At 72.3% G+C, this 25,187-nt stretch carries 18 protein-coding genes; 11 read left to right on the forward strand and 7 right to left on the reverse strand.

The window, feature by feature from the left end; translation table 11 throughout:
- Window positions 1-138: 138 nt before the first annotated feature.
- On the reverse strand, window positions 139-522 hold the full coding sequence (locus RMN56_RS09545; RefSeq protein ID WP_313723470.1) for a DoxX family protein: 384 nt from the start codon (window positions 520-522) through the stop codon (window positions 139-141).
- Window positions 523-613: 91 nt separating this feature from the next.
- On the reverse strand, window positions 614-1,381 hold the full coding sequence (locus RMN56_RS09550; protein WP_313723471.1) for an SDR family NAD(P)-dependent oxidoreductase: 768 nt from the start codon (window positions 1,379-1,381) through the stop codon (window positions 614-616).
- An 856-nt stretch (window positions 1,382-2,237) separates the two neighbouring features.
- Between RMN56_RS09550 and RMN56_RS09555 the strand changes: the two genes are divergently transcribed.
- Window positions 2,238-3,044 (forward strand): HAD family hydrolase, encoded by an 807-nt coding sequence (locus RMN56_RS09555; protein ID WP_313723472.1) that lies wholly within the window; start codon window positions 2,238-2,240, stop codon window positions 3,042-3,044.
- 56 nt (window positions 3,045-3,100) lie between these two features.
- On the opposite strand, the gene RMN56_RS09560 is transcribed toward RMN56_RS09555, so the two are convergent.
- Window positions 3,101-3,847 (reverse strand): Fic family protein, encoded by a 747-nt coding sequence (locus RMN56_RS09560; protein ID WP_313723473.1) that lies wholly within the window; start codon window positions 3,845-3,847, stop codon window positions 3,101-3,103.
- A 246-nt stretch (window positions 3,848-4,093) separates the two neighbouring features.
- Between RMN56_RS09560 and acs the strand changes: the two genes are divergently transcribed.
- The 5 genes from acs to RMN56_RS09585 all read left to right on the forward strand — a co-directional run bounded on the left by acs (window position 4,094) and on the right by RMN56_RS09585 (window position 15,631).
- Entirely contained in the window at window positions 4,094-6,082 is a 1,989-nt protein-coding gene (gene acs / locus RMN56_RS09565) for an acetate--CoA ligase (RefSeq protein ID WP_313723474.1), read from the forward strand.
- 243 nt (window positions 6,083-6,325) lie between these two features.
- Window positions 6,326-9,139 (forward strand): immune inhibitor A domain-containing protein, encoded by a 2,814-nt coding sequence (locus RMN56_RS09570; protein ID WP_313723476.1) that lies wholly within the window; start codon window positions 6,326-6,328, stop codon window positions 9,137-9,139.
- A gap of 375 nt (window positions 9,140-9,514) precedes the next feature.
- A complete protein-coding gene (locus tag RMN56_RS09575; RefSeq protein WP_313723477.1) occupies window positions 9,515-11,818 on the forward strand; it encodes an immune inhibitor A domain-containing protein in 2,304 nt (767 codons plus the stop codon).
- Between the two features lie 285 nt (window positions 11,819-12,103).
- A complete protein-coding gene (locus tag RMN56_RS09580) occupies window positions 12,104-14,530 on the forward strand; it encodes an immune inhibitor A domain-containing protein (RefSeq protein WP_313724695.1) in 2,427 nt (808 codons plus the stop codon).
- Window positions 14,531-14,698: 168 nt separating this feature from the next.
- Window positions 14,699-15,631, forward strand: a complete 933-nt coding sequence (locus RMN56_RS09585; protein WP_313723478.1) for an alpha/beta fold hydrolase — start codon at window positions 14,699-14,701, stop codon at window positions 15,629-15,631.
- A gap of 1 nt (window position 15,632) precedes the next feature.
- Here the strand turns inward: RMN56_RS09585 and RMN56_RS09590 are convergent, their stop codons facing one another.
- Both RMN56_RS09590 and RMN56_RS09595 read right to left on the reverse strand, forming a co-directional pair.
- Entirely contained in the window at window positions 15,633-15,998 is a 366-nt protein-coding gene (locus tag RMN56_RS09590; protein WP_313723479.1) for a UCP033725 family protein, read from the reverse strand.
- On the reverse strand, window positions 15,995-19,138 hold the full coding sequence (locus tag RMN56_RS09595) for an SseB family protein (RefSeq protein ID WP_313723481.1): 3,144 nt from the start codon (window positions 19,136-19,138) through the stop codon (window positions 15,995-15,997). The genes RMN56_RS09590 and RMN56_RS09595 overlap by 4 nt, the downstream gene beginning before the upstream one ends.
- Before the next feature lie 153 nt (window positions 19,139-19,291).
- On the opposite strand from RMN56_RS09595, the gene mycP reads away from it, so the two are divergent.
- On the forward strand, window positions 19,292-20,497 hold the full coding sequence (gene mycP, locus RMN56_RS09600; protein WP_313723482.1) for a type VII secretion-associated serine protease mycosin: 1,206 nt from the start codon (window positions 19,292-19,294) through the stop codon (window positions 20,495-20,497).
- A gap of 76 nt (window positions 20,498-20,573) precedes the next feature.
- Here mycP and RMN56_RS09605 read toward each other — a convergent pair whose 3' ends face one another.
- Both RMN56_RS09605 and RMN56_RS09610 read right to left on the reverse strand, forming a co-directional pair.
- Complete coding sequence (locus tag RMN56_RS09605) at window positions 20,574-20,867, reverse strand: WXG100 family type VII secretion target (RefSeq protein ID WP_262283331.1); 294 nt, start codon at window positions 20,865-20,867, stop codon at window positions 20,574-20,576.
- A 16-nt stretch (window positions 20,868-20,883) separates the two neighbouring features.
- Window positions 20,884-21,201 carry a WXG100 family type VII secretion target gene (locus tag RMN56_RS09610; RefSeq protein WP_313723483.1) on the reverse strand — a complete coding sequence of 106 codons (318 nt, stop codon included), beginning with the start codon at window positions 21,199-21,201 and terminating at the stop codon, window positions 20,884-20,886.
- A gap of 236 nt (window positions 21,202-21,437) precedes the next feature.
- Between RMN56_RS09610 and eccE the strand changes: the two genes are divergently transcribed.
- The 4 genes from eccE (at window position 21,438) to rarD (ending at window position 25,182) form a co-directional block, all read left to right on the forward strand.
- Window positions 21,438-23,243, forward strand: a complete 1,806-nt coding sequence (gene eccE, locus RMN56_RS09615; protein ID WP_313723485.1) for a type VII secretion protein EccE — start codon at window positions 21,438-21,440, stop codon at window positions 23,241-23,243.
- Between the two features lie 47 nt (window positions 23,244-23,290).
- A complete protein-coding gene (locus RMN56_RS09620; RefSeq protein WP_151461348.1) occupies window positions 23,291-23,677 on the forward strand; it encodes a phage holin family protein in 387 nt (128 codons plus the stop codon).
- A gap of 96 nt (window positions 23,678-23,773) precedes the next feature.
- On the forward strand, window positions 23,774-24,262 hold the full coding sequence (locus RMN56_RS09625) for a GNAT family N-acetyltransferase (RefSeq protein ID WP_313723486.1): 489 nt from the start codon (window positions 23,774-23,776) through the stop codon (window positions 24,260-24,262).
- Complete coding sequence (gene rarD / locus RMN56_RS09630; protein WP_313723488.1) at window positions 24,259-25,182, forward strand: EamA family transporter RarD; 924 nt, start codon at window positions 24,259-24,261, stop codon at window positions 25,180-25,182. Before RMN56_RS09625 ends, rarD begins: the two co-directional genes overlap by 4 nt.
- Window positions 25,183-25,187 lie beyond the last annotated feature (5 nt).

Raw genomic sequence — 25,187 nt, forward strand, 5'->3', positions numbered from 1 at the left:
TTCTCCTTCTGGTCCCGCATCCCTCCTGCACGGCCGAGGGCTCACCCCTACTTCGCCGATGGCGGTGTGCGTGTTCGCGGCGGGAGTCGGCCACGACCGCGCGGAGCCATCACAGGGCATACTGAGCGCCGCGCTCGGTCAGCCGGTGAAGGACTCGGGGCCGAAGCGGCCCCAGGCCAGGAAGGCGGCCAGGGCGAGATAGATCAGGTCGGGCACGATCGTCAGTGTCTCGCCACGGCGCAGGCGCATAGCCGCCGCACCGACGAACAGCAACGCCACACAGACAGCGGTCACCGGCACCAGGACCGGCGCGATGTCGAGTACGGCGGGCACGATCAGGCCCACCGCGGCGAGGATTTCGAGGGTGCCGATGGCCCTGAGGGCGCCCGGGCTGAAGTCCAGGACCCATTCCCCGGCGTGGCCCACGGCGGCGATCTTCTCCCTGGGTACGAACATCTTGGCGGTGCTGACCAGGAGGACGGCGGACAGCAGTCCGGCGACGATCCACAGTGTGAGGTTCATGGGATGCTCCTTGCCGGTTGGTCGGCGATGCAGGTCTGGTCGGGTGTCCGGGCTCGTTCGCCCCCGGGTGGTCGATCCGCTCACCGGGCCGCTACCAGGGGATCGGGCCGTCCTCGCTGAAGAACCCGCCGGTCGGTCCGTCCGCGCCGAGCGTGGCCAGACGCACCACGACCGCGGCGCCCTGGGCGGCGGTGCGGTGCCCGGTGTGCTGGTTGATGTCCGTGGCGCAGAAGCCGGGGGCGGCGGCGTTGACGAGGATGCCGTCCTTGCGCAGCTCGTTGGCGTATTGCAGGGTCAGCGCGTTCAGCGCGGTCTTGGACGGCGTGTACCCAGCGACCGGGGGCAGTCCCGCGAACGGGCCGTCCGGGTCGCTGGTGATGGTCAGCGAGGCGGCGTCGCTGCTCAGGTTGACGATGCGCGGCGCCGGTGACCGCCGCAGCAGCGGGAGCATGCCGTTGGTCACCGTGATGACCCCGAAGACGTTGGTCTCGAACACCGCCCGGACGATGTTCAGGTCGGCGACGCTCGGGATCTGCCCGCGGACGTCCAAGGGAGCGACGTTGCCGGCGCCGGAGACGCCGGCGTTGTTGACCAGCGCATCGAGGTGGCCGAAACGCTCCTCGACCTGCCTCGCGGCCGCCAGGACGGTGGCCGGGTCGGTGACGTCCAGGGTGATCGCGTGCGCCTCGCCGCCTGCCGCGCGTACCGCCGCGGCGGCCTCGTCGCCGTGCCGGGCGTTCCTGGCGCCGATCAGGACCGTCATGCCCAGGGCGGCGAGCTGCTCGGCGGTCGCGCGGCCGATCCCCTTGTTCGCCCCCGTGATCAGCGCGACCTGCCGATGGGTGGTCTGCTCGTTCACAATCACGCTCCTGCTCGTGGAGTTGCGGGCCGCGCGGACGGGCGCGCGGCGTGCCTACGGACATGGAGATGCCGGTGTACCCGGGCCGTGTGACAGCCCGGTCGCGTGATGCGGGCCACAGATCGCGGGTGTCACACGCTGGTGGGACCGGTGCCTCGTGGGCGGCCCGCTGGCGAGCGGACCGGCAGGAGCAGTGGGTGGGCGTCGACCTCGACATCACCTGCCGGTCGTCGACACCGCGCAGGTAATGCCCACTTGTTGTATAGGAGATCCACATGCGGCGAGCTCGCCGGTGACGCTCAGCGGCAGGCGTCTGCCCGGACGTGCACACCGCACCACGGCGGCAGGTCGGCTGCCCACACCCGCCAGCCGCCGGCGTCTCGCCGAGTCTCGAACCGCCGGGGGTGGTCTGTGCCGGTGAGGTTGATCTGTTCGTTCCACCAGATCGCGTGGACATGAGCGCGTCACTGTTGCGCGGTCGTCGCCCTTGAACGAGGACGTGGAGGGGCTGTGACCTGCTGCGGATCGCTCCCGAATAGGGACGACCCCCGTCGGGGGGAGACGGGGGTCGTCGTGAGGTTCGGCTCCGGGGGGGTCGAGCCGAACCCACTCAGCGGTCACGGGGGGTGCAACCGCCGAGAGCCTTCATGTTCGACGGGACGTGAACTCTCGTCGCGAGCACAAGCATGCCGCAATGGACCCTTATACGTCGAGTGGTGTCCACTCCACGCACCGCTAATTCATGGTACGAGTGTGTGATGGCCGTCACTCTGAGGAGTGGTGCACCCCGATCGATCCCTCCCCGGAGGCCCCGGGGACCCGACGAGCGTGCCCCCTCCGGCTAGACTTTCGCGCCGTGGGCCGAAGTGCCGCTTTCTTCGATCTCGACAAGACCGTCATCGCCAAGTCGAGCGCACTCGCGTTCGGTCGGCCGTTCTACCGGGACGGGCTGATCACGCGCCGTGACGTGGTCAAGTCGGCGTACGCGCAGCTGATGTTCCGGCTGGGCGGCACCGACGAGCAGACCATGGCCCGCACCCGGGACTACCTCGCCACGCTCTGCAAGGGTTGGCCGGTGGAGCAGGTCCGCCAGATCGTCGCGGAGACGCTGCACGACCTGATCAACCCCTACGTGTACGCCGAGGCCGCCGCCCTCATCGAGGAGCACCAGGCCGCCGGGCGGGACGTGGTGCTGGTCTCCGCCTCCGGCGAGGAGATGGTCCGCCCCATCGGCGAGCTGCTGGGAGTGACCGACGTGATCGCCACCCGGATGGCGGTCGCGGACGGCCGTTACAGCGGCGAGGTCGAGTTCTACGCGGCCGGCCCGCGCAAGGTCGACGCCGTCGGCGAGCTGGCCCTGGCACGCGGCTACGACCTCGCCGACTCGTACGCCTACTCCGACTCGTACAGCGACCGGCCGCTGCTGGAGTGCGTGGGGCACCCGAGCGTGGTCAACCCGGACCGGGCGTTGCGCAAGCTGGCCGTGGAGAACTCCTGGCCGGTGCTGGAGTTCCGGCATCCCATTCCGCTGGGCCGGCGGCTGCGGGAGCGGCCGGCCGTGCCGGTCGCCGCGGCGGCCCTCGGCGTGGGCGTGGGCGTCGCCATCGGCATCGCCTGGTACGGGCGGCACCGCCGCACCCGCGCCGCCACCCCGACCGCCTGACCGTCCCGGGCGACCCGCCCGTCGCGACCGTGGCAGCCCGGGTGACGCCGAAAGGATCAGGACGCGGCGAGGATCTCGTCGCCGATGAGCGTGATCTGGTCCGCGCCGAGCTCCACGGCCGCCATGTAGTGGCGCAGCCAGGAGCGCAGCCCGTCCGGGGTGCCGGTGGCGAAGGCGCCGGCCGCGCCGACGTACTCGGGTTCCCGCTCGCGGTGGCCGACGTCGACGGCGACCAGCCCTCGCGGGTCAAAGCCGGTGGAGATCAGCACGAGCCGGGCGGCGGCGCGTGCCACCACCCCGGACGGCCCGGCGAACGGGCGCAGGTTGAGCAGTTCGCCGTGCACCACGGCGGCCAGCACCAGCGGCGGCACCTTCGTGCCTCCGGCCACCAGCCCGGCCAGCCCGTCGAGGCGGGCCGCCACCACCGGGTCGGCCACCGGGCGGCCCAGTTCCGCCTCGGCCACGACGTCGCGGGCCGCGAGCACGTGCAGCCGGGCCAGGGCCTGGCGCGGCGCCTTCGGCCACAGTTCGCTCAGCCCGGGCAGCGCCCCGGCCACCCGCAGCGCGCCCTGGAGCAGCGGATCGGTGACCGTGCCGGCGCGTACCTCCTCGCGGTCGTGCACCCGGCCCTCCAGCGCGGCGCTGGCCACGGCCGAGCGGAGGCTGACCTCGGCGGCGACCTGGCCGCCCTGGCGGCGCAGCGCGCGGTGCCGGTGGGCCTCGTCGACCCGGTCGCGGGCGCGTTCAACGGCGGGCACGATGTCGGCGAGCGCGAGCAGCGGGGCGAGCGGGTCGGTGGTCACCCCGCCACGCTAGCGATCCCCGCACCCCGCCGGAGCGCGAGCCGCCCGGAACGCGACCGGCACCACGCCTACCGCCCGCCGGCCACCCCGTGGTGCGCGGGCAGCGCGGGGCCCGTCCTGACAGCTCGGCGCGTGCGGAGGGCTACTGGGCGCGTGGTCGGTGGACGGGCGGTCGCGGCGGGGGGCGCGCCGGGACTAACCTCTCCCGGGTAGGAGACGCAGGTCACGCGATGAAGGAGTCACCGCATGAGCGAGGCATTGGCCAACTTGCTGAACGAGACGCGCCAGTTCCCGCCGCCGGCCGAACTCGCCGCGAACGCCAACGTGACCGCGGACGCGTACGCCGAGGCGGCCGAGGACCGGCTCGCCTTCTGGGAGCGTCAGGCCGGGCGGCTGCACTGGACGCGGCAGTGGGACCAGGTGCTCGACTGGTCCAACGCGCCGTTCGCGAAGTGGTTCGTGGGCGGTCAGCTCAACGTGGCGTACAACTGCCTGGACCGGCACGTGGAGGCCGGCCGCGGCGACAAGGTGGCGATCCACTGGGAGGGCGAGCCGGGTGACACTCGCACCGTCACCTACGCGGACCTGCACAAGCTCACCTGCCAGGCGGCGAACGCGCTGACCGAGCTGGGCGTCACGGCCGGCGACCGGGTCGCGATCTACCTGCCGATGATTCCCGAGGCCGCGGTGGCGATGCTCGCCTGCGCGCGGATCGGCGCCACGCACAGCGTGGTCTTCGGCGGCTTCTCGGCCGACGCGCTGACCAACCGGATCCAGGACGCCAGCGCCAAGGTGGTGATCACCGCGGACGGCGGCTTCCGGCGGGGCAAGCCGTCGGCGCTCAAGCCGACCGTCGACGAGGCCGTGGCGAACTGCCCGTCGGTGGAGCACGTGCTGGTGGTCCGCCGCACCGGTGAGGAGGTCGCCTGGTCGGCGAAGGACCACTGGTGGCACGAGACGGTGGAGACGGCGTCGCCGGAGCACACCGCGCAGCCGTTCGACGCCGAGCACCCGCTGTACATCCTCTACACCAGCGGCACCACGGCCCGGCCGAAGGGCATCCTGCACACGACCGGCGGCTACCTCACCCAGACGTCGTACACCACGCACGCGATCTTCGACCTCAAGCCGGAGACCGACGTCTACTGGTGCACCGCCGACATCGGCTGGGTCACCGGGCACTCCTACATCGTCTACGGACCGCTCTCCAACGGCGCCACCCAGGTCATGTACGAGGGCACCCCGGACACCCCGCACAAGGGCCGGTTCTGGGAGATCGTCGACAAGTACAAGGTGACCCTCCTGTACACCGCGCCCACCCTGATCCGCACCATGATGAAGTGGGGCGAGGACATCCCCGCCGGTTATGACCTGTCCTCGCTGCGCCTGCTCGGCAGCGTCGGGGAGCCGATCAACCCGGAGGCGTGGATCTGGTACCGGCAGCACGTCGGCCGGGGCGAGCTGCCCATCGTGGACACCTGGTGGCAGACCGAGACCGGGGCGATCATGATCTCCCCGCTGCCGGGCGTCACCGAGGCCAAGCCCGGCTCGGCGATGACCGCGCTGCCCGGCATCGTGGCCGACGTGGTGGACGACCAGGGCCAGTCGGTGCCCAACGGCGGTGGCGGCTACCTGGTGCTCCGGGAGCCGTGGCCGTCGATGCTGCGCACCATCTGGGGCGACGACAACCGCTTCATCGAGACCTACTGGTCGCGCTTCGGCGCCGGGGCCAACAACGGCGACGACTGGGTCTACTTCGCCGGCGACGGCGCGAAGAAGGACGACGACGGGCACATCTGGCTGCTCGGCCGGGTCGACGACGTCATGCTGGTGTCCGGCCACAACATCTCCACCACGGAGGTGGAGTCGGCGCTGGTCAGCCACCCGTCGGTGGCCGAGGCGGCGGTGGTCGGCGCCACCGACCCGACCACCGGCCAGGCGATCGTGGCGTTCGCCATCCCGCGCGGCAGCACCGACATCTCCGGCGAGGCCGGTGAGCAGCTCATCGCCGACCTGCGCAACCACGTGGCGAAGACGCTCGGCCCGATCGCCAAGCCGCGGCAGATCATGCTGGTGCCCGAGCTGCCGAAGACCCGCTCCGGCAAGATCATGCGCCGGCTGCTGCGCGACGTCGCGGAGAACCGTTCGCTCGGCGACGTCACCACGCTCCAGGACTCCTCGGTGATGGACCTGATCTCCTCCGGCATGGGTGGCGGCAAGTCCGACGAGGACTGAGCGCAGACGTACCCCTGACGGTGGGTGGCGGTCCGGACGGGCCGCCACCCACCGTCGTTCTGTTGAGACACCTGTCGGAAGTTCGGTGGAGGCTCGGCAGGCTGATCGGCCAGAGGCTATGTCGCCCCCTGTCGATGGAGGCTCTCTTCGGTTAGGTTCAGCCGCATCGGACCGGTTCGACGAGCGTCACTGCGACGCGCGACCGGCCGGTTCCCTCCTCCCATGCCCCACGAACGGAGTGGCATGCACACATTTCCACGGTCCGGGTCACGCCGACGCCTACTCGTCGCGCTGCCCGCCATCGCCCTCGCCGCCACGTCACTGACCGTGACGGGCAGCGCGGCCGCCCAGACGTCCGGCGCCGCCCGGGCCACCATCGGGGCGGACGACTACTACATCAACTACGCCGAACCCGAGGTCCAGCCGGACACGCCGGGCAAGGAGGTCAAGGGCAAGGACGGCGTCTACACCAGCCCGGTCGACGCGGCGCGCGCATACGACCGCAAGTTCGCCGGCGGCAACCCGAAGGCCGCGCGGGAGCTGGCCAAGCTGGAGGCCAAGGCGATCAAGACGGGGAAGAGCCCCCGCCAGATCAAGCAGGCCGAGGGCACCCAGACCGCCAAGCTGCTCACCCTGCTGGTGGAGTTCAACGACAAGGCGAACGACGACTTCACCGACGTGTACGTGCCGAAGACGGTTTTCGAGGACCGGAGCTGTGTCCTCGGCACCGTGCAGAACGGCCCGAAGCACAACACGATCGCCAACCCGGCCACCCTGCCGCACGAGGACAACAACTCGATGTGGGTGCCGGACTTTTCCCCCGAGCACTACGACAAGATGCTCTACACCAAGGAGGGCATCACCGAGCGGGTCCGCAAGGACCTGACCGGGCCGGACGGGAAGCCGGGGATCGACATTTCCGGGCGCACGATGCACAACATGTACCTGGAGATGTCCAAGGGCGCGTACACGGTCGACGGGCAGGCCAGCCCCTGGATCACCGTGCCGCACTCCGAGGGCTGGTACGCGGCCTCCCGCTGCTTCCAGGACGAGAAGGGCAACTGGGTCGCGGGTCGCGAGCAGTCGATGAACGGCCACCCGGACAACCCGCAGGGCGCTGGCCGGCTCGCCACCGACGCCATCGATGCGTTGGCCAAGATGGACCCGAACTTCCCGTGGGCCGACTACGACATCGAGGACCAGAACGACGCCGACGGCGACGGCAACGTCAACGAGCCGGACGGCGTGATCGACCACCTGGTGCTGGTGCACGCCAACCAGGGCAAGTCCCGCGGCGGCGGCGACGTCGGCGTCTACTCGGTCTGGGCGCACTCCTCGACGGTCACCAACGACGCTTACCGGATCCCCGGCACCAACCTCAAGGTGGCGAACTACATCGTGCAGCCGGAGGACGCCGGCGTCGGCGTCTTCGCCCACGAGTTCGGCCACGACCTCGGCCTGCCGGACCTCTACGACACCTCCGGCAACGCAGACTCGGACGTCGACTTCTGGGACCTGATGGCCTCGGGCTCGCACACCGGTGAGATCTTCCAGGCGCTGCCCACCCACATGGGCCTCTGGGACAAGTGGGTGCTCGGCTGGGCCGACCCGGTGACCCTGAACCCGGGTGACGACCCGCGCTCGGTGCAGTTGGGCCAGACCTCGAACACGCCCGTCGGCACCAAGGACGGCATCAAGATCAACCTGCCGGACAAGGTGATCACCCTGGCGCAGCCGCACAGCGGCGCCAACATGTGGTACTCCGGCGCCGACCAGGACTGGGCGGACGCCAAGCTGAGCCGGACGGTGACCGTCCCGAACGCCGCGGACGCGAAGTTCTGGATGTGGAACAACTACGTCATCGAGGCGGACTGGGACTACGGCTTCCTCGAGGTCTCCACCAACGGCGGCGCCACCTGGTCCGAGCAGAAGGTCTACGACGCCACCGGCAAGCTCGTCACCACCAACGACGGGTACGCCGACCCGAACGGCCGGATGGTCGACTTCGGCGAACTGAGCGGCACTGCCACCAAGAAGTACGGCCTGACCGGCAGCACTAACGGCTGGCGGCACGACTACGTCGACCTGTCGGCGTACGCCGGGCAGACCGTCCAGGTCCGGCTGCGGTACGCCACGGACGAGGCGTTCGTGGAGCGCGGCTGGTTCGCCGACGACTTCTCGGTCACCGGCGGCGGGGCCACCACCTGGAGCGACGACGTCGAGGGCGGCGCCAACGGCTGGACCCAGGCCGCGGACAGCTTCACCGACACCACCGGCGCGGGCTGGCACACCGACGGCGGCACCCAGGTCAAGGCGCACTACTACCTGGCCGAGTGGCGCAACTTCGACGGCTTCGACAAGGGCCTGAAGTACGCCTACGACACGGTCTACTCGCACGAGGCGTGGAAGGTCGACAAGCTCTCCTACAACGCCCCGGGCATGCTGGTCTGGTACCGGGACACCGTGCTCGGCGACGTCAACCACGTCACCGGGCAGCTCACCGCGCTGCCCAGCTACGGGGCCAAGGGCGGGCTGCTGATCGTCGACTCGCACAACGACCCGCTGCGCCGGCAGGGCGAGGCGGCCGTCAAGGACCCGTCGGCGCTGGACAACCTGCCCAGCCGCCCGCAGTCGTCCAACGCGGCCTTCTCGCTGAACCCGACGTTCCCGTTCAAGGAGTGCCTGGAGGCGGCGGACGAGCCGTACAGCGAGTACTGCACCGACTTCGGTGCCCAGGCCCCGGTGTCGGCGTTCACCGACGCCAAGGGCTGGTACCCGGGCATCGAGATCCGCAACGGCTCCGCGTTCGCCCGGGACAGCGATGCCTCCGTCGTCATCCCGTCGCGGGGCAACGCGAAGTACACCACCCGGGTGACCAACCCCGACGGCACGCCGGCCACGGCGTACTACGGGGCCACGCTGAGCGGTGGGGCGATCGTGCTCGGCACCGGCAACCCGGGCGACGCGGGCGTCGCGTACGGCGTCTCGATCACCATCAAGCGGGCCGCCGGCGACAACTCGTACGCCACGGTGTACGTGACCCCGGCGACCCCGTGACCTGACACGCCGAGGGCGCGTCGGAATCACACGGCGGGGCCCGTCTGGAGCACACTGCTCCGGACGGGCCCCGCCCTTCTTACGCGCGGACAGTTTTTCGCTGCGCTCGTGTGACATTTTCCAGTGCCGTTGCGCTCCCCTTTGGGGACCTCATAATCGCCGTCACGCTAGGTGATCGTGGCCGAAACGTAATGTGAACCGGCGGCGAATCGCTGGGCGCTTTCGCCCCGATTTGGCCGGGAAAAAAAGCCGAATCATCGGGTGATTGACCGGTGACAACGATGCAAACACCTGCCATTGTGAGTGACGCATGACATGACAGTGATGGCTTTTGCTGTCTCTGCCATGTAACAGATCCACAAAGGAGGAGGACCTTTGAGGAGACGAGTCACAGTGGGCCTGGCCTCGGCCGCGGCCGCGCTGCTGGCAGCCGGTGTCGTCACGACCCCGGCGTCCGCCGCCCCGGCTGCGGAGCCCACCCCCGGCGTCGAGAAGGCGAAGCACGGCAAGGACAACCTCCCGGACGCGAAGGCGGACCAGAACCGGGAGCTCCGGAAGCAGGCGATCTCCGACCTGCTGACCGGCAAGGCCAAGCTTCAGACGCGCAACGGCTCGAAGGTCATCCAGGTCAAGGACGACCTCTTCGTCGAGTACCAGCAGGCCCCGAAGACCGACCCGATCTTCACCATGCTGGTCAACTTCGGCGACAAGACCGACCCCCGTACCGGTGGAAGTGCCGGCCCGGTGGTCAACCAGATCCCCGAGCCGGACCGCAACTGGGACGGCAGCTCCACCGACGACAACAGCACCCTGTGGCGCTCCGACTTCCACCGCGAGCACTACATGGACATGTTCTACGGTGAGGGCGAGTCGTTCCGGGACTTCTACCTCAAGCAGTCGGGTGGCCGGTACACCGTTGGCGGCGACGTCAGCGACTGGATCACCGTCCCGTTCAACGAGGCGCGGTACGGCAGCAACAAGATCTCCGAGGCCGACGGCTACTGGAACTTCATCAAGGACACCGCCACGTCCTGGTATGAGACCCAGGCGAAGGCCGGCAAGACGCCGCAGGAGATCAAGGACTACCTGAAGCAGTTCGACGTCTGGGACCGGTACGACTTCGACGGCGACGGCAACTTCAACGAGCCCGACGGCTACATCGACCACTTCCAGGCGGTGCACGCCGGTGAGGGCGAGGAGGCCGGCGGCGGCGCCGAGGGCGAGGATGCCATCTGGTCGCACCGCTGGGCGGCGTTCCCGAACCTCGAGGGCAAGGCCGGCCCCGCCGGCAACCTGGCCGGTGGCGTCCAGATCGGCGACACCGGGCTCTGGATCCGTGACTACACCACGGAGCCGGAGAACGGCGGCCTCGGCGTCTTCGCCCACGAGTACGGTCACGACCTCGGTCTGCCGGACCTGTACGACACCGCGGGTGGCGACAACGGCGTCGGCTTCTGGAGCCTGATGTCCTCGGGTTCGTGGCTGAGCCACGGCACCGACGACATCGGCTCGACCCCGGGCTACATGGACCCGTGGTCGAAGCTCTTCCTCGGCTGGCTGAACCACTCGACCGTCGACTACGGCTCGGGCACCACCCAGGTGACCCTCGGCCCGGCGGGCGACAGCGACGGGCCGAAGGCCCAGGCGGTCGTGGTGAACCTGCCCGCGCAGACCCAGACCACGAACTACAACACGCCGTTCGGCGGGTCGTACGAGTGGTGGGGCGGCAGCGCGGACGACCTGAACTCCTCGCTGACTCGCACCCTGGACCTGACCGGCGCGACGTCCGCGTCGATCACCGCGAAGGCCCAGTGGGACATCGAGGAGGACTACGACTACCTCTACGCCGAGGTGTCGACCGACGGCGGCGCCACCTGGGCCGCCCTGTCCAACTCGCTGATCGACGCCGGTGAGACCGGTGTCGACGGCTCCACCAGCGGCAACTGGGTCGACCTGACCTACGACCTGTCGGCGTACGCCGGCAAGAGCGTGACGTTCCGCTACCGCTACGCCACCGACGGCGGCGTGCACCTGGCCGGCCCGTTCCTGGACAACGTCTCGCTGACCAAGAACGGCTCGGTCGCCTGGACCGACGACGCGGAGACCCTGGCCGCGGAGTGGACCGCCAAGGGCTGGACCCGGATGGGCGGCTCGGTGACCGACTCCTACCCCCGCTTCTACATCGCCGAGAACCGGACCTACTTCGGTTACGACGACACGCTGCGGACCGGTGGGTACAACTACGGGTTCGCCAGCCGTCCGAACTGGGTGGAGCGGTTCTCCGTCCAGCCGGGCATGCTGGTCTGGTACGTGAACTACGCGTACGGCGACAACAACACGTCGGAGCACCCGGGCTACGGGCTGAACCTGCCGGTCGACGTTCGGCCGGGCAAGATCCAGGTCGGGGGCGTCGGCACCATCACCAACCGGCGCAACGGCTACGACGGCACCTTCAGCCTGTACGCCAAGCCGGCGCAGACCTTCCACCTGAACGACGTGGCGGTCACGGTGCCGAAGCTCGACCCGACGCCGGTGTTCACCGACAGCGGGGTCAACAAGTACTGGAACAGCAACAACCCCTGGAACTCGGTGAAGGTCGCCGGCACCGGCACCAAGATCGAGGTCCTGAAGCAGGGCACCACCCCGACCAGCGACATGGTCGTCAAGGTCACCAACTGATCGGGTAGCACCACACGGCAGGGGCCGTCGGCGGCGACGCCGGCGGCCCCTTTCGCGTACCCCGAAGCCTTTCGCCCCAGCTCATGGTGGACGATCGACCGATTTTGATGTGACGGTGCGGAGCGTTCCCGTCAAAAAGTTGCTACAAATCGACGCGTCTGTCTTCCCACGCGTCACGGGAGTGTTTATCTTCACCAGTGGTCCCACTTGTGGGACGTTCCACCGGCCCGTACCCCCGTTGGGCCGGTTCCCTCACACCGGAGGTACCACGTGCGCAAAGTCGCAGTGGGTCTGCTCGGGCTTTCGCTGACGGCGACGGGATTGGTGGCCGGCACTGCCGCCAGCGCCGCGCCGACGCCGAAGCTGCCGACTGCCGCTCCGGCGGCCGCCGAGCCGCAGGCCCCTCACGATCTGCCGGACAAGCTCGAGGACAAGCGGCGGGCACTCCGCCAGGAGGGCCTCAGCGAGGTCCTGTCCGGCCGGGCCAAGGCCCAGAAGATCAACGGCAGCACCGTCGTCAAGGTCGGCGAGACCGCCGGCGGCGCGGCGTCGGCGGCCGGCGCCCGGACCGCCAAGGCGGGCAAGAAGGACCAGTACGTCGAGCTGGCCCGGGAGCGGACCGACAAGATCTTCGTGATCCTCGCCGAGTTCGGCGACGAGCGCGACCCGGCCTACCCGGACAAGGACATCAACCCGGACATCGCGGGTCCGACCACGTACGACGGTCCGCGGCACAACGAGATCCCGGCGCCCAACCGGGCGGTGGACAACTCCACCGTCTGGCAGCCCGACTACAGCCCGGAGCACTTCCGCCAGCTGTACTTCGGCACCAACCCGGGCGACGAGTCGCTCAAGCAGTACTACGAGGCCCAGTCGTCCGGCCGCTACACCGTCGACGGCATGGTCACCGACTGGGTGAAGGTCAAGTACAACGCCGCCCGCTACGGCCGCTCGGACGACCCGATCGCCGACGACTCGGACGACCCGGCCAACGACCCGGCCGTCTGCGACAGCAACGTCTGCCAGAACACCTGGGACCTGGTCCGCGACGCCGCCAACCAGTGGGTCGCCGACCAGAAGGCCAAGGGCCGCACGGACGCCCAGATCAAGGCCGACATGCAGTCGTTCGACCAGTGGGACCGGTTCGACTACGACGGCGACGGCAACTTCAACGAGCCGGACGGCTACATCGACCACTTCCAGATCGTCCACTCCGGCGGCGACCAGGCCGACGGTGACCCGCACCAGGGTGAGGACGCCATCTGGAGCCACCGCTGGTCGGCGTACAACACCTCCCGCGTGGGTCCGCCGAACCTTCCGATCGGCGGCACCCAGATCGGCAACACCGGCGTCTGGATCCGCGACTACACGATCCAGCCGGAGAACGGTGGCCGCAGCGTCTTCTACCACGAGTACGGCCACGACCTCGGCCTGCCGGACGACTACAACAACATCAACGGCGGCGACAACAACAACGAGCACTGGACCCTGATGGCCCAGAGCCGGCTCGGCGGCAAGAACGACCAGGGTATCGGCGAGCGCGGTGGCGACCTCGGCGCCTGGAACAAGCTCCAGCTCGGCTGGCTCGACTACGAGGTGATCAAGGCCGGGCAGAAGCGCGACCTGGACCTGGGCCCGGAGGAGTACAACTCCAAGAAGGCGCAGGCCGCGGTCGTGGTGCTGCCACAGCGGGAGTACACGTTCCAGTACGGCGCTCCGTTCGAGGGCACCAAGCAGTACTTCTCCGGTAACGACGACGACCTGGACAACACCATGACCAGGACGATCGACCTCACCGGGAAGACCTCGGCGGCGCTGTCCATGAAGGGGCGCTTCAACATCGAGTCCGGCTTCGACTATCTCTTCTTCGAGGCGTCGCTGGACGGCGGCAAGACCTGGGCGGCGCTGCCCGGCACGGTCGACGGCAAGCCGATCCCGCCGGTGTCCCAGACCGACCCGACGCCGGGTCTGACCGGCAGCAGCGCGGGCAAGTGGGCGGACATCAACATCCCGCTGAACGCGGCGGCCGGCAAGGTTGTCCAGTTCCGGTTCCACTACATCACCGACGGTGGCCTCTCTGCGGGCGGCTTCTTCGGTGACGCGATCACGGTGACCGCCGACGGCCAGACGCTGTTCAGCGACGGCGCCGAGAACGGTGCCGGCGACTGGGCGCTCGCCGGCTGGAGCATCACCGGTGAGAGCTACACCCGGCTCTTCGACAACTACTACATCGCGGGCAACCGGTCGTACGTCTCGTACGACAAGTACCTGAAGACCGGCCCGTACTACTTCGGCTACGCGAACACCCGCCCGGACTGGGTGGACCACTACGCGTACCAGGAGGGTCTGCTGATCTCGTACTGGAACCTCCGGTACGCGGACAACGACACCTTCGAGCACCCGGGTGAGGGTCGTAACCTCTACATCGACGCCCACCCGCGGCCGATCTACAACCTGACCGGCGCCCCGTGGCGGGCCCGCGTCCAGGTTTACGACGCGCCGTTCAGCCTCAAGAAGGCCGACTCGTTCACGCTGCACATCAACAGCCAGCCGCAGTACATCCGTGGCCAGGCCGCGCAGCCGCTGTTCGACGACACCAAGCAGTACTGGTACCCGGAGCTGCCGAACCACGGCGTCAAGCTCCCGGCCACCGGCGTCAAGATCAAGGTTCTCACGCAGAACGGCACCTCGATGAAGGTCCGCTTCTCCTGAGCCGCTGATCACCGCTACACCCCGCGATGCCCGGGCAGGTCACCTGCCCGGGCATCGCCCTCTCCGGCGCCGGGCCGCCCACGGCCGGTCCGGCGATGTCCCGGAGAATCCCCTGATCCTCCGCACCTGCGGGGCCGCTTGCGCGATGCCGGCCCTAGGCTGTGCCCCATGACCGACCAGCGTGGCGGACCCGCCGACGAGTCCTGCGTGCTCCCCGAGGGGCCGTGGACCCACCGGTTCGTCGGTGCCAACGGCAGCCGGTTCCACGTCGTCGAGGCCGGCACCGGCCCCATGGTGCTCTTCCTGCACGGCTTCCCCGAATACTGGTACGCCTGGCGCGAGATGCTGCCGGCCGTCGCCGACGCCGGCTTCCGCGCGGTCGCGGTCGACCTGCGCGGCTACGGCGCAAGCGACAAGCCGCCCCGGGGGTACGACGGCTACACCCTCGCCGCCGACGTGGCCGGGCTGATCCGCGCCCTCGGTGAACGGTCGGCCACTCTGGTCGGCAGCGGCGCCGGCGGCCTCGTCGCCTGGACCGCCGCCTCCTTCCACCCCACCCTGGTCCGGCGGCTCGTGGTGCTCGCCGCACCGCACCCGCTCCGGCTGCGGGCCGCCCTCTTCGCCGACCCGCGCGGCCAGTTCGCCGCGTCCACCCCCACGCTGAAGTTCCAGCTCCCCCGCTACGAGCACGTGCTGACCCGCGACGACGCCGCCGAGGTGGAGGCGATGCTGCGCCGCTGGGGCGGGCCGCGCTGGGTGAACGGGCCCGACTTCGACGCGTACGCCCGGTGCTGCCGAGTGGCCATGCAGATCCCGCAGGCGGCGTTCTGCGCCATGGAGGGCTACCGCTGGGCGTTCCGGTCGGTGCTGCGCCTGCACGGCTACCGGTTCGTCCGGCTCATGCAGAAACCGCTGGTCACCCCGACCCTGCAGCTGCACGGCGCGCTCGACCGGGCCTCGCTGCCCCGCACCGCCCAGGGCTCCGGCCGCTACGTCACCGCACCCTACGAGTGGCGGCTCCTCGACGGCGTCGGCCACTTCCCCCATGTGGAGGCCCGGGACCTGGTGCTCGGCGAGATCCTGCGCTGGACGAAATCCTGACTCAGACCCGCTGCTCGCGCAGGTCGGTCACCTCGCCCGCGGGCGCCCAGCCCTGGTAGACACCGAAGTCGAAGGCCTCCAGCCCCATCTTCTGGGCCATTGGCCAGCGACCGCCCGTGTACTCCACCCGCAGCCACCCGTCGTGCTCGGCGAGCACGATGAACGGCTGCCCCTGCCAGGTGCAGGTGGTCCGCACGTACGCCAGGTCCTCGACCTCGGCCGCCGGCACCACCCGGACGTGCCGGCCGGGGCGTACCTCGGTGAAGCCCTCGCCCGGTTCCGGCTGGTACAGGCGGACGTCGCCGCCGTCCGGGCTGGCCTGGTACTCCCGGCCCCGCCAGCGGGCCACGTAGCCGTCGCGGGTCACGCGTCACCCGCCCGGCGCCACAGCAGCTCGTCGGTGTCCAGGACCGCGACCACCCGCTCGCTGCCGTCCGCGCCGATCCGCCACAGCTCGGCGCCGTGCGGGAGCCGCGCGCTGTCCACCTTGAACTCGGCGACCACGTCGCTGCTCTCCCCCGGCGCGAAGCCGTTGCCGCGGAACGGCGGCCGCTCGATGACCCAGCCCTCCATGGCCCGCATCGCGGCCTCGTTCTGCCCGCCGTACGGGATGCGGTAGAGGCTCGGCCGGTAGGCCGGCCAGCGGAGCACGTAGATCTCCTCGGCGTCCCGGGAGAACGGCGAGCCGGGGTGGCCGAGGCCCAGCGCGTCGTACAGCTCGGCCGGGGTGCCGAGGTGGGCCAGCTCGCTGGCCCGGTGCACGAAGCCCGAGACCCGGTCGTAGCCCCGCTCCAGGTAGTAGGCCAGCTGGCTCGGTGCGATCGCCTTCTGCATGGCCACCGGCCGGGTCGGGTCCACCGGCGGCGGGGCCGGCCGGGGTTCGGTGGCCGGCGCCGGTGCGGTGGCGGGCGGCTCCGGCTCGGTCTCGGGGTCGTCGCCCAACCCCACCTCGGCGGCCCAGTTGGCGAGCGCGAGAACCTGCTCCCCCGGGTACGTCGCCCCGACCGGCGTGCCCGGGTTCACGGCGAACGACCAGCTCACGTCCGGCCAGCGGCGGATGAGCTGGACGAACTTCACCCGTACCGTCTCGACCGGACCGCCGGCCCGATCCGCCAGGCGCTCGGCGGAGGTGTGCACGACCACGTAGGTCCCGCCGTCGATCTGCTCCGTACGCCAGACGAAGCCGGCGTCCCCCGGGCGGCTGCCCGCCGCCGATTCGGGTGCGACCGGCAGCAGCACCCGGGCCAGCAGCAGCGTGGTGAGGAAGCCGTCGGTGCTGCCGCTGCCGGCCGCGGTCAGCAGTTCCTCCTCCACCTGGTTCGCCGGCACGAAGTCGACCTCCGCGGTGCTGCCCGTGACGCCCGCCGGGGACGGGGTGCCGGTGGCCGCCCTCTCCGTCGACACGGGCTCGGCGGCAGCCGCCGGCGCGAACACCGACGCGGTCGGCTCCCCCGCCGCGGCCGGCGCGAACACCGAGGTCGTCGCGTCGTCGGCGGTGGTCGGCGCGAACGCCGGCGGCGCCGGCTCGTCGGTGGCGGCCGGCGCGGTCGGCTCGAACAGCGAGGCGGCCGGCTCGGCCGGCGGGAGCACCGACGTGGTCGGCTCGGCCGGGGGTGAGGTCGGCGCGAACAGCGCGGTGGTCGGCTCGGGCGCCGGCGAGGTCGGCGCGAACAGCGTGGTGGTCGGCTCGGGCGCCGGCGAGGTCGGCGCGAACAGCGACGTGGCCGCCTCGTCCGCCGGCGCGACCCGGTCCGGCGAGGACACCGCCGGAGCGATCGGCGGCTCCCCCAGCGGCACGGTCCGCTCGTCCGGCGGCGCGCCGGCATCGTCGCCCGGGCCGGCAGGTGTGAACAGTGACGGGCGCGGGTCGTCCGCCGGTCCCGGCCCGGCCGGGCCGAACATCGGCACGGTCGGCTCGCCCGACGCTCCGAAGGGCCGCTCCCCCAGATCGGAGGGCGCGGTGGCGACACGGCCGGGGGCGGGCGAGGCGGGCGGATCGACCGTCAGCGGCAGGGTGGGGTCCGTGGGCCCGGCCCAGGGCGCCGTCCGGTCACCGTCGGCCCCGGAGGCGGCCGGCGCCGCAGCCGCCGCCATCGCGGACGCGGCCGCGGGCACCGTCGGCACCTGGTAGGGCTCGGGCGGCGCGCCGACGGTGGGGGGCGGGGACGGCTCGGTCAGGTCGCGGGACTCGATGACGGTGCCCTCGATGACGATCGGGGTGAAGCCCCGACGCGGCGCGGGCGGGCTGGACACCGGCTCGGCGATGGACGGCGGAAGCTCCTCGGCCTCCGCGAGGTCGCCCGGGCCGGGGATCGGTGGGGTCCGCTCGTCCGGGCCCGGTCCGTCGCCGGCGCCCGCGTGCCGGCGGGGCAGCTCCTGGGTGGTCTCGGCGGGCGGGGCGGCGGGGCGGAACGGCCGTACCGGTTCCGCCGGGCGGTGGGCCGGCGCCGGTTCGGCGGAGTCCACCCGGAACGCCTGCGCCGGCTCCCCCGGCACCGGCTCGTTCAACGGCCGCCGGCGCGGGAACGGCTGGCCGCCGCCGGCGAACCGGGAGGGCGGCACGGCCCGGTCCCCGTCGCGGCGCGGTGTGTCGAGCGGCGAGGGCCGCCGGGGCGAGCGGCCCGGGGTGGGCTCGAAGAAGGACCGGGCGGGCGGCGGCGCGGGCTCGGCCGGCCGACCGTTGGCCGTCCCGAAGCGGCCGGTGTCGGCGAACGGGTCCGACTCGTCGGGGCGCCGGCGCAGATCGGTGAGCCAGCCGGCGAGGTTGTCCAGGCCCGGATCGGCGCCGGCCGGACCCGCGGGCCGCGCGTCGTCGGGCGTACGGCGGCCGAGCGGCCGGGCCGACCGGCCGTTCGCCGGCTCGGGGCGGAGGGACGGCGGCGGGGTGGCCGGCTCGGGGACGGCGGGGCGAGTGCTCGGGGCGGGAACGGTGGGGATCGGGACGGTCGACGGCTCGGGGACGGCCGGGCCGCGTCCGGTGCGGACCGGCTCGGGCGGGATCCGCCCGCCGGGCACCGGCGGCGGCACGTCCCGGCCGGGCGCGGACGGGCCACCCCGGGCGGCCCGGGTGGCGTTCTCCACCCGCTCCAAGCGGGCCCGGGCGCCCATGGTCCGCCCCGGCAGCCGGACGTCACCCCGGGCGAGTTGCGCCACGAACCAGGCCGGCAGGTAGCCCTCGATCGGCAGCCCGGGATTGACCGCGAGCCACCACTCGTGGTTGGGCCAGTCGGCGGCCAGGTCGGCGTAGGGGAGACGGCGGGTGGCACCGGCGTTCTCGCCCAGGCAGGCGCGCAGCGCGGCGGCCGACGTGAAGGCCAGCACGTGCGTGCGGCCCCCCGTGGTCCAGGTGCCCCAGCCCGCCGGGCCCTGCCCGGGGAGCGCCTCCGCAGCGACCGGCAGGAGCAGCTCCAAGCGGGTCAGAATGCGGAAGTAGAGCTGCTGGTCCTGCGCGCGCAGCGCATCGCGCATCGCCACCTCGGCCTCGGTGGCCGGTTCCCATCCGGTCACGGCCACCTCTCCTTCCGTGAACAGGCCACAGGCATCGCCTACAACCTACAAGGTGGTAACAAGATCACAAATGCCTGGTTGGCGGCGGTCGGCCGGGGCACCGGCGAGGCGCTAACATCCCGTTCCGGAGTCGACACGATACGGAGGCCGTCGATGTCCCGGCCCACCGCGCGCCCGGCCCTGGCCGTCCTGGCGGCCCTGCTCGTCGCCGGGTTGCCGGCCGCCCCCGCCTCGGCCCGCGCGCCCTCGGCCTGCGCCGCACCGCCCGCGCCGGCCCGTCCCGTCGCGGAGCAGCCGTGGCCGCAGCAACGGTACGCTCCGGACCGGCTCGCCCCGCTCGCCACCGGCGCCGGGGTGGTGGTCGCGGTGGTCGACTCGGGGGTGGACCGGTCCCACCCGCAGCTTGCCGGCCGGGTCCTCGACGGCGCCGACTTCCTCGACCCGGGCGGCGACGGCACCCGCGACTGCGCCGGGCACGGCACCGGCGTGGCCAGCCTGATCGCGGCCGCGCCCCGGCCGGGCGTGGCCTTCCGGGGGCTCGCCCCGGGCGCCCGCATCCTGCCCGTACGCGTCAGCGAACAGCAGGTCGTCGACGGGCGGGAGTCGGGGCGTACGGTCGGGGCCGCCGACTTCGCCCGGGCCATCCGGTGGGCGGTGGACCACGACGCCGACGTGGTCAACCTCTCCGTCGTGCTGTACGCGGACAACCCCGCCGTCCGCGCGGCCGTCGCCTACGCGGTGCGGCGGGACGTGGTGGTGGTGGCCGCCGCCGGCAACCTGCACGACGGCGGTGACCCCCGGCCGTACCCGGCCGCGTACGACGGGGTGCTCGGGGTGGGTGCGATCGGGGCGGACGGCACCCGCGCCGCGTTCTCCCAGACCGGCCCGTACGTCGACCTGGTCGCCCCGGGCAGCGACGTGCTGATGGCGGCGCCCCGGCAGGGCCACCACCGGGCGGAGGGGACGAGCTACGCGGCGCCTTTCGTGGCCGCCACGGCGGCGCTGCTCCGGCAGTATCACCCCGAGCTGGGCGCGGCGGAGATCGCCCGGCGGATCGTGGCCAGCGCCGACCCGGCCCCGGGACGGGAGGACGGCTACGGCGCGGGGGTGCTCAACCCGTACCGCGCGGTGACCGAGTCGCCGGTCGTCGCGGCGGCCCGCCCCCGGGCCGGGGCCGCGTTGCCGGTCGACCGGCCGGACCCGGCGGAGCTGGCCCGGGAGGCCCGCCGCACGTCGGCCCGGCACCGGGCGCTGCTGGTGGCCGCCTCGACCGGTGCCACGGCCCTGGCGGTGGTGCTGTTCGCCGTCGTGCTGCCCCGGGGGGCGCGCCGCCGCTGGCGCCCGGCCGGCCCGGCCTGACCCGCACCGCCGCTACACGCCTGCCGGCGGAAAGCGACGGGCGGCACGGGCCGAAGCCCGTGCCGCCCCGCGGTGGTCACTGGAACAGGTTGACGTTGCGCTTCTCGGTGTCGAGGTAGTCGGCCGCGGAGTCCTCCACGGCCAGCTTGATGTCGCGCAGCATGGCCTGGAGGTCCTGCGAGGCGGCCCGCCAGCGGGCCTGCCGCTGCTCGTACGCCTCGCGGGCCTCACCGGACCAGCTCCCGACCAGCGGGGCGGCGTCGCGTTCGAGCTGCCCGAGCTGGCTTTCGAGGGTGGTCAGCGCCCGCTGGATGTCGGCGCCGGCCTGTTGCAGAGCGGCGAAGTTGACGACCAGCACACCGTGGTCCATCGATCGGTCCTTCCCGTCAGAGGGGCAGCTGGATGCCGCGGTTGGTGCCGGCCACGCGGCCCGCGGCCTCGGTGTCGGACGCGTCGTAGTGCCGGCCGGCGGTGCGGATCGCCGTCGCGGTCTCCCGCAGCGCCCGCTGCAGGGCCTTCTGGTCCTGCGCCCACTGCTGCTTGACCTGCTCGAAGGAGCGCCCGCCGGCACCCCGCCAGGCCTGCTGCAACACCTCCAGTTCGGCCATGAGGCCGCTGAGCATGGTCTGCAACGACTGGTCTACCTGCTCGAACTTCGCGGCGGTGTGCTGCATCACCGCGGCTTCTGCCTGAGTCTGGGACACCCCGGACGTCACCTCGTCTCCTCGGTCGTGGCTGGCCGCCGGAACGACCACCGTGGACTCGCCGGAGCGCGCCGCCGGAGAAGGGGGGAAGGGGACGGCGGGCGCGCTCGACGGAACTCGTCGCTGACGGTAGCCGTCCGACTCCGGTTCTGCTACCCCCTCGGGCTCCCCTGTGGACGGCGAAGCTCTACGATGAGCCACGGCGGCGTCACTCGGCGAACGGGGGAGGAGGTGCGGTGACCGCGACCACCACCGTCCGGCCGGCGCCCGCCGACCCTCCACACCGGACCAGCCGCAGGGCGTCGACCGTCCGGGCCGGGCAGGTGGTGACGGCGCAGGTGGCGGTGGCCGCAGTGGTCGCAGCCGTGGGCCGGGGCGTGCTGGTGACCGCGGCCGCCCTGCTGCTGGCGGCGGTGCTGCTGCCCGCCGCCTGGCTGCGGCTCCGGGGCCGCTGGCTGTTCGAGTGGCTCGCCGTCGGCGCGGCCCACCTGACCCGGCGGCGCGCCCTCCCGGCCACCGCCGGGCCGGCGGCGCTGCTGGAGCTGGCCCGCCCCGGAGCGGTGGTGCACGCGGCCGAGCTGGCCGGCGGCCCGGCGGCGGTGCTGGAGGACGCCGCCGGGATGACCGCGCTGCTGGAGATCGGCGACCCGGACGACCTGCTCGGCGACGGCACGCCCGAGCTGCCGCCGCCGCTCGGCCTGCTGCCCCTGGCGGGTCCGGAGAGCCCGCCGGTCCGGATCCAGCTGCTGTTCTCCACGTCGCCCGCGCCGGCGCCCGCCGCCGCAGCGGGCACGGCCGGCACCTCGTACCGGCAGCTCACCGACGGGCGGCTGGCGGCCCGGGCCCGGGTGGTGCTGGCCGTCCGGGCGCTCCGGGCCGACGGTTGGTCCGACGACGAGCTGCGCCGGGCGCTCTCCGGGACGGTCCGGCGGATCGTGCGCCGGCTCGGCCCGCTCACCGGTCGCCCCCTCGGTGGTCCGGCGGCGCTGCGCGTGGTGGCCGAACTGGCACACCACGACGCCGGGGCGCCGGTCCGGGAGAGCTGGCCGGCCGTGACCGTGGGTGGGCTGGCGCAGACCACCTGGCGGCTGCGCCGCTGGCCGGACCCGCGCACCGACGCGGCACGGCGGCTGGTGCCCCGGCTGCTGGCGCTGCCGGCGACCGCCACCACCGTCTCGCTCTGCGTGGGTCCGCGGTCCGGCGCCGACCCGGTTCCCACACCGGCCGAGCTGACCGTACGCCTGGCCGCACGCACCACCGCGGAGCTGTCGGTGGCCGAACGGGCGCTGCGCCGGCTCGCCGGGGACCTCGGCGCCGAGCTGTGCCGGCTGGACGGCGAGCACCTGGGCGGGCTGGCCGCCACCCTGCCGCTGGCGGTGGCCCGGCCGGACGCACCCCCGGTCGGGCCCGAGCTGGCCTCCCTCGAATTCGCCCTCGGCGAGTCCGGGTTGATGGTGGGGGCCAACCGGCACGGCGGCGCGGTGACGGTACGCCTGTTCCGCCCCACGACGACCCGGCTGTTGCTGGTGGGTGGGGTGCGCGCCGCCCAGCTGCTGACCCTGCGGGCGCTGGCGCTCGGCGCGCGGGTGGCGGTGCAGACGGCGCGGCCCCGGGTCTGGGAGCCCTTCGTCCGCGGGGTCGGCGTGCCCGGCGGCGCGGTGCCGCTGGTCCCGCCGGGGCGGCCGGTCGGCGGCGCGCCCGGTTCCCCGCTGCGTCCCCTGCTGCTGGTGGTCGACGCCGGCCCGGTGCCGCCGGAGGTCGGCCCGGCGGTGCCCTGGCAGTCCGTCCTCGTGGTCCGCGACGAGCTGACGCCGGCCGACACGGCCGCGCTGGCCCGCGCCGACCTGGCGATCCTGCAACCGCTCGACGCCGGCGAGGCGGCGCTGGCCGGCGCGGCGCTCGGCCTGGGCGGCTCGGCGGAGTGGCTGACCCGGATCCGGGACGACATGGTGGCGGTGGTGAACCGGCGGGCGCTGCGCTGGGCGCTGCTCTCGCCGACGCCCATCGAGTCGCAACTGGTCGGTCGCCCGGCCCGCCACTGAGCCGGCACGGGTTCCGCGAGTCGACGCGGCGTGGCACGATCCCGGCCATGGATTTTCTGAAGGGTCTTCTGATCCGGCTGGGCACGACGGCCGTGGCGTTCTGGTTGGCCACGCTGCTCATTCCGGGCATCACGCTGGACTCGGATTCGGCCACCGAGACGGTGACCACGCTGGTGCTCGTCGCGGTGATCTTCGGGGTGGTCAACGCGGTGCTCCAGCCGATCATCAAGACCGTCGGCTGCGGTTTCTACCTGCTGACCCTCGGCCTGATCGCGCTGGTGGTCAACGGTCTGCTGTTCCTGCTCACCAGCTGGATCGCCGGTGAGGCCGGGCTGCCGTTCCATGTGGACGGCTTCTGGCCGGCCGCGGTGCTGGGCGCGCTCTTCGTCGGCATCGTGACCTGGATCCTGGGGGCCGTCCTCGACCGCGACTGAGCCCGGATCACCCGTCGATTCCCGCCCACCGGCCCAAGTCCAGTGGGCGGGAATTGGCCGGTGAGGGCGGTCGGGGCCGCAACTAGGGTCGGAGGGGTGTTCACTCTGACCCACCCCGACGGCTACCTGCTCAGCACCGATCCGGATCGGCTCGACCTGGACCGGGTGCACCACTGGCTCTCCACCGACGCGTACTGGGCGCTCGGGCGGGACCGGGACACCGTCGCGCGGGCCTTCGCCGGGTCGATCGGCTTCGGCGTCTACCGCCCCGGGGACGGGCGCCAGGTGGCGGTGGCCCGGGTGGTCACCGACCGCGCGACCTTCGCCTGGCTCTGCGACGTCTACGTCGACCGTGCCGAGCGCGGCCGGGGGCTGGGCACCTGGCTGGCCGGAGCGGCCCGCGACCACCTGGCCGAGTGGGGCGTACGCCGGATCGTGCTGGCCACCGCCGACGCGCACGGGGTCTACGCGAAGGTCGGCTTCACGCCGGTCGAGCCGGACCGCTGGATGGCGTACGACCAGCGCGTGACCCGGCTCACCGGAAATGACCAAAGCGCCATTTCACCACTTACGGTGGAGGCGTGAACCAGACCCGTCTCGGCTACCTCTACGGCTTTGGCGCATACCTGATCTGGGGTTTCTTCCCGATCTACCTGAAGCTGCTCCGCCCGGCCGGCCCGGTGGAGATCCTCGCGCACCGGATCGTCTGGTCGGTGGTCTTCGTGGCGCTGCTGCTGGCCGCGATGCGCAACATCGGCTTCCTGCGGGCGCTGGCCCGGCGACCCCGCGCGCTGGCCGCCATCGCGGCCGCCGCCGCGCTCATCGCGGTCAACTGGGGCACCTACATCTACGGGGTGAACTCCGACCGGGTGGTCGAGACGGCCCTCGGCTATTTCATCAACCCCCTGGTCGTGGTGCTCATCGGCGTCTTCGTGCTGCGCGAGCGGCTGCGCCCGGCGCAGTGGGCGGCGCTCGGCGTGGGTGGCCTCGCGGTGGCGGTGCTGACCGTCGACTACGGCCGGCTGCCGTGGCTGGCCCTCGTGCTGGCCTTCAGCTTCGCCGGGTACGGGCTGGTCAAGAAGCGGCTCGGGCTGCCCGCCGCAGAAGGGCTGTTCGTCGAGTCGGCGGTGCTGGCCCTGCCCGCGCTGGCGTACCTCGGCTGGCTGGGCCGGCAGGGCGAGGCGACCTTCGGGCACGGCTCGGCCGGGCACACCGCGCTGCTGGTGCTGGCCGGCGCGGCCACCGCGATCCCGCTGCTGCTCTTCGCCGGGGCGGCCAACCGGCTGCCGCTGACCGGGTTGGGCATGCTGCAGTACCTGGCGCCGATCCTCCAGCTCGCCTGCGGCGTGCTGGTCTTCCACGAGCCGATGCCGCCGGCCCGGCTGGCCGGGTTCGGCCTGGTCTGGGTCGCCCTCGTGGTGTTCACCGTGGACGCCGTCCGCCACACCCGCCGGACCCGCGCGCAGGCGCGGGCCGCCGCCCTGGTGCCCGCCGAGGCCCGCTGACCGCG

It is taken from the genome of Micromonospora halotolerans, from assembly GCF_032108445.1.
GTDB lineage: Bacteria > Actinomycetota > Actinomycetes > Mycobacteriales > Micromonosporaceae > Micromonospora > Micromonospora halotolerans.

Coding starts and splice junctions, on each gene's coding strand:
- RMN56_RS09545 (WP_313723470.1), bottom strand. CDS start 522: ATGAACCTCACACTGTGGATCGTCGCCGGACTGCTGTCCGCCGTCCTC.
- acs (WP_313723474.1), top strand. CDS start 4,094: ATGAGCGAGGCATTGGCCAACTTGCTGAACGAGACGCGCCAGTTCCCG.
- RMN56_RS09570 (WP_313723476.1), top strand. CDS start 6,326: ATGCACACATTTCCACGGTCCGGGTCACGCCGACGCCTACTCGTCGCG.
- RMN56_RS09585 (WP_313723478.1), top strand. CDS start 14,699: ATGACCGACCAGCGTGGCGGACCCGCCGACGAGTCCTGCGTGCTCCCC.
- mycP (WP_313723482.1), top strand. CDS start 19,292: ATGTCCCGGCCCACCGCGCGCCCGGCCCTGGCCGTCCTGGCGGCCCTG.
- RMN56_RS09605 (WP_262283331.1), bottom strand. CDS start 20,867: ATGGACCACGGTGTGCTGGTCGTCAACTTCGCCGCTCTGCAACAGGCC.
- RMN56_RS09620 (WP_151461348.1), top strand. CDS start 23,291: ATGGATTTTCTGAAGGGTCTTCTGATCCGGCTGGGCACGACGGCCGTG.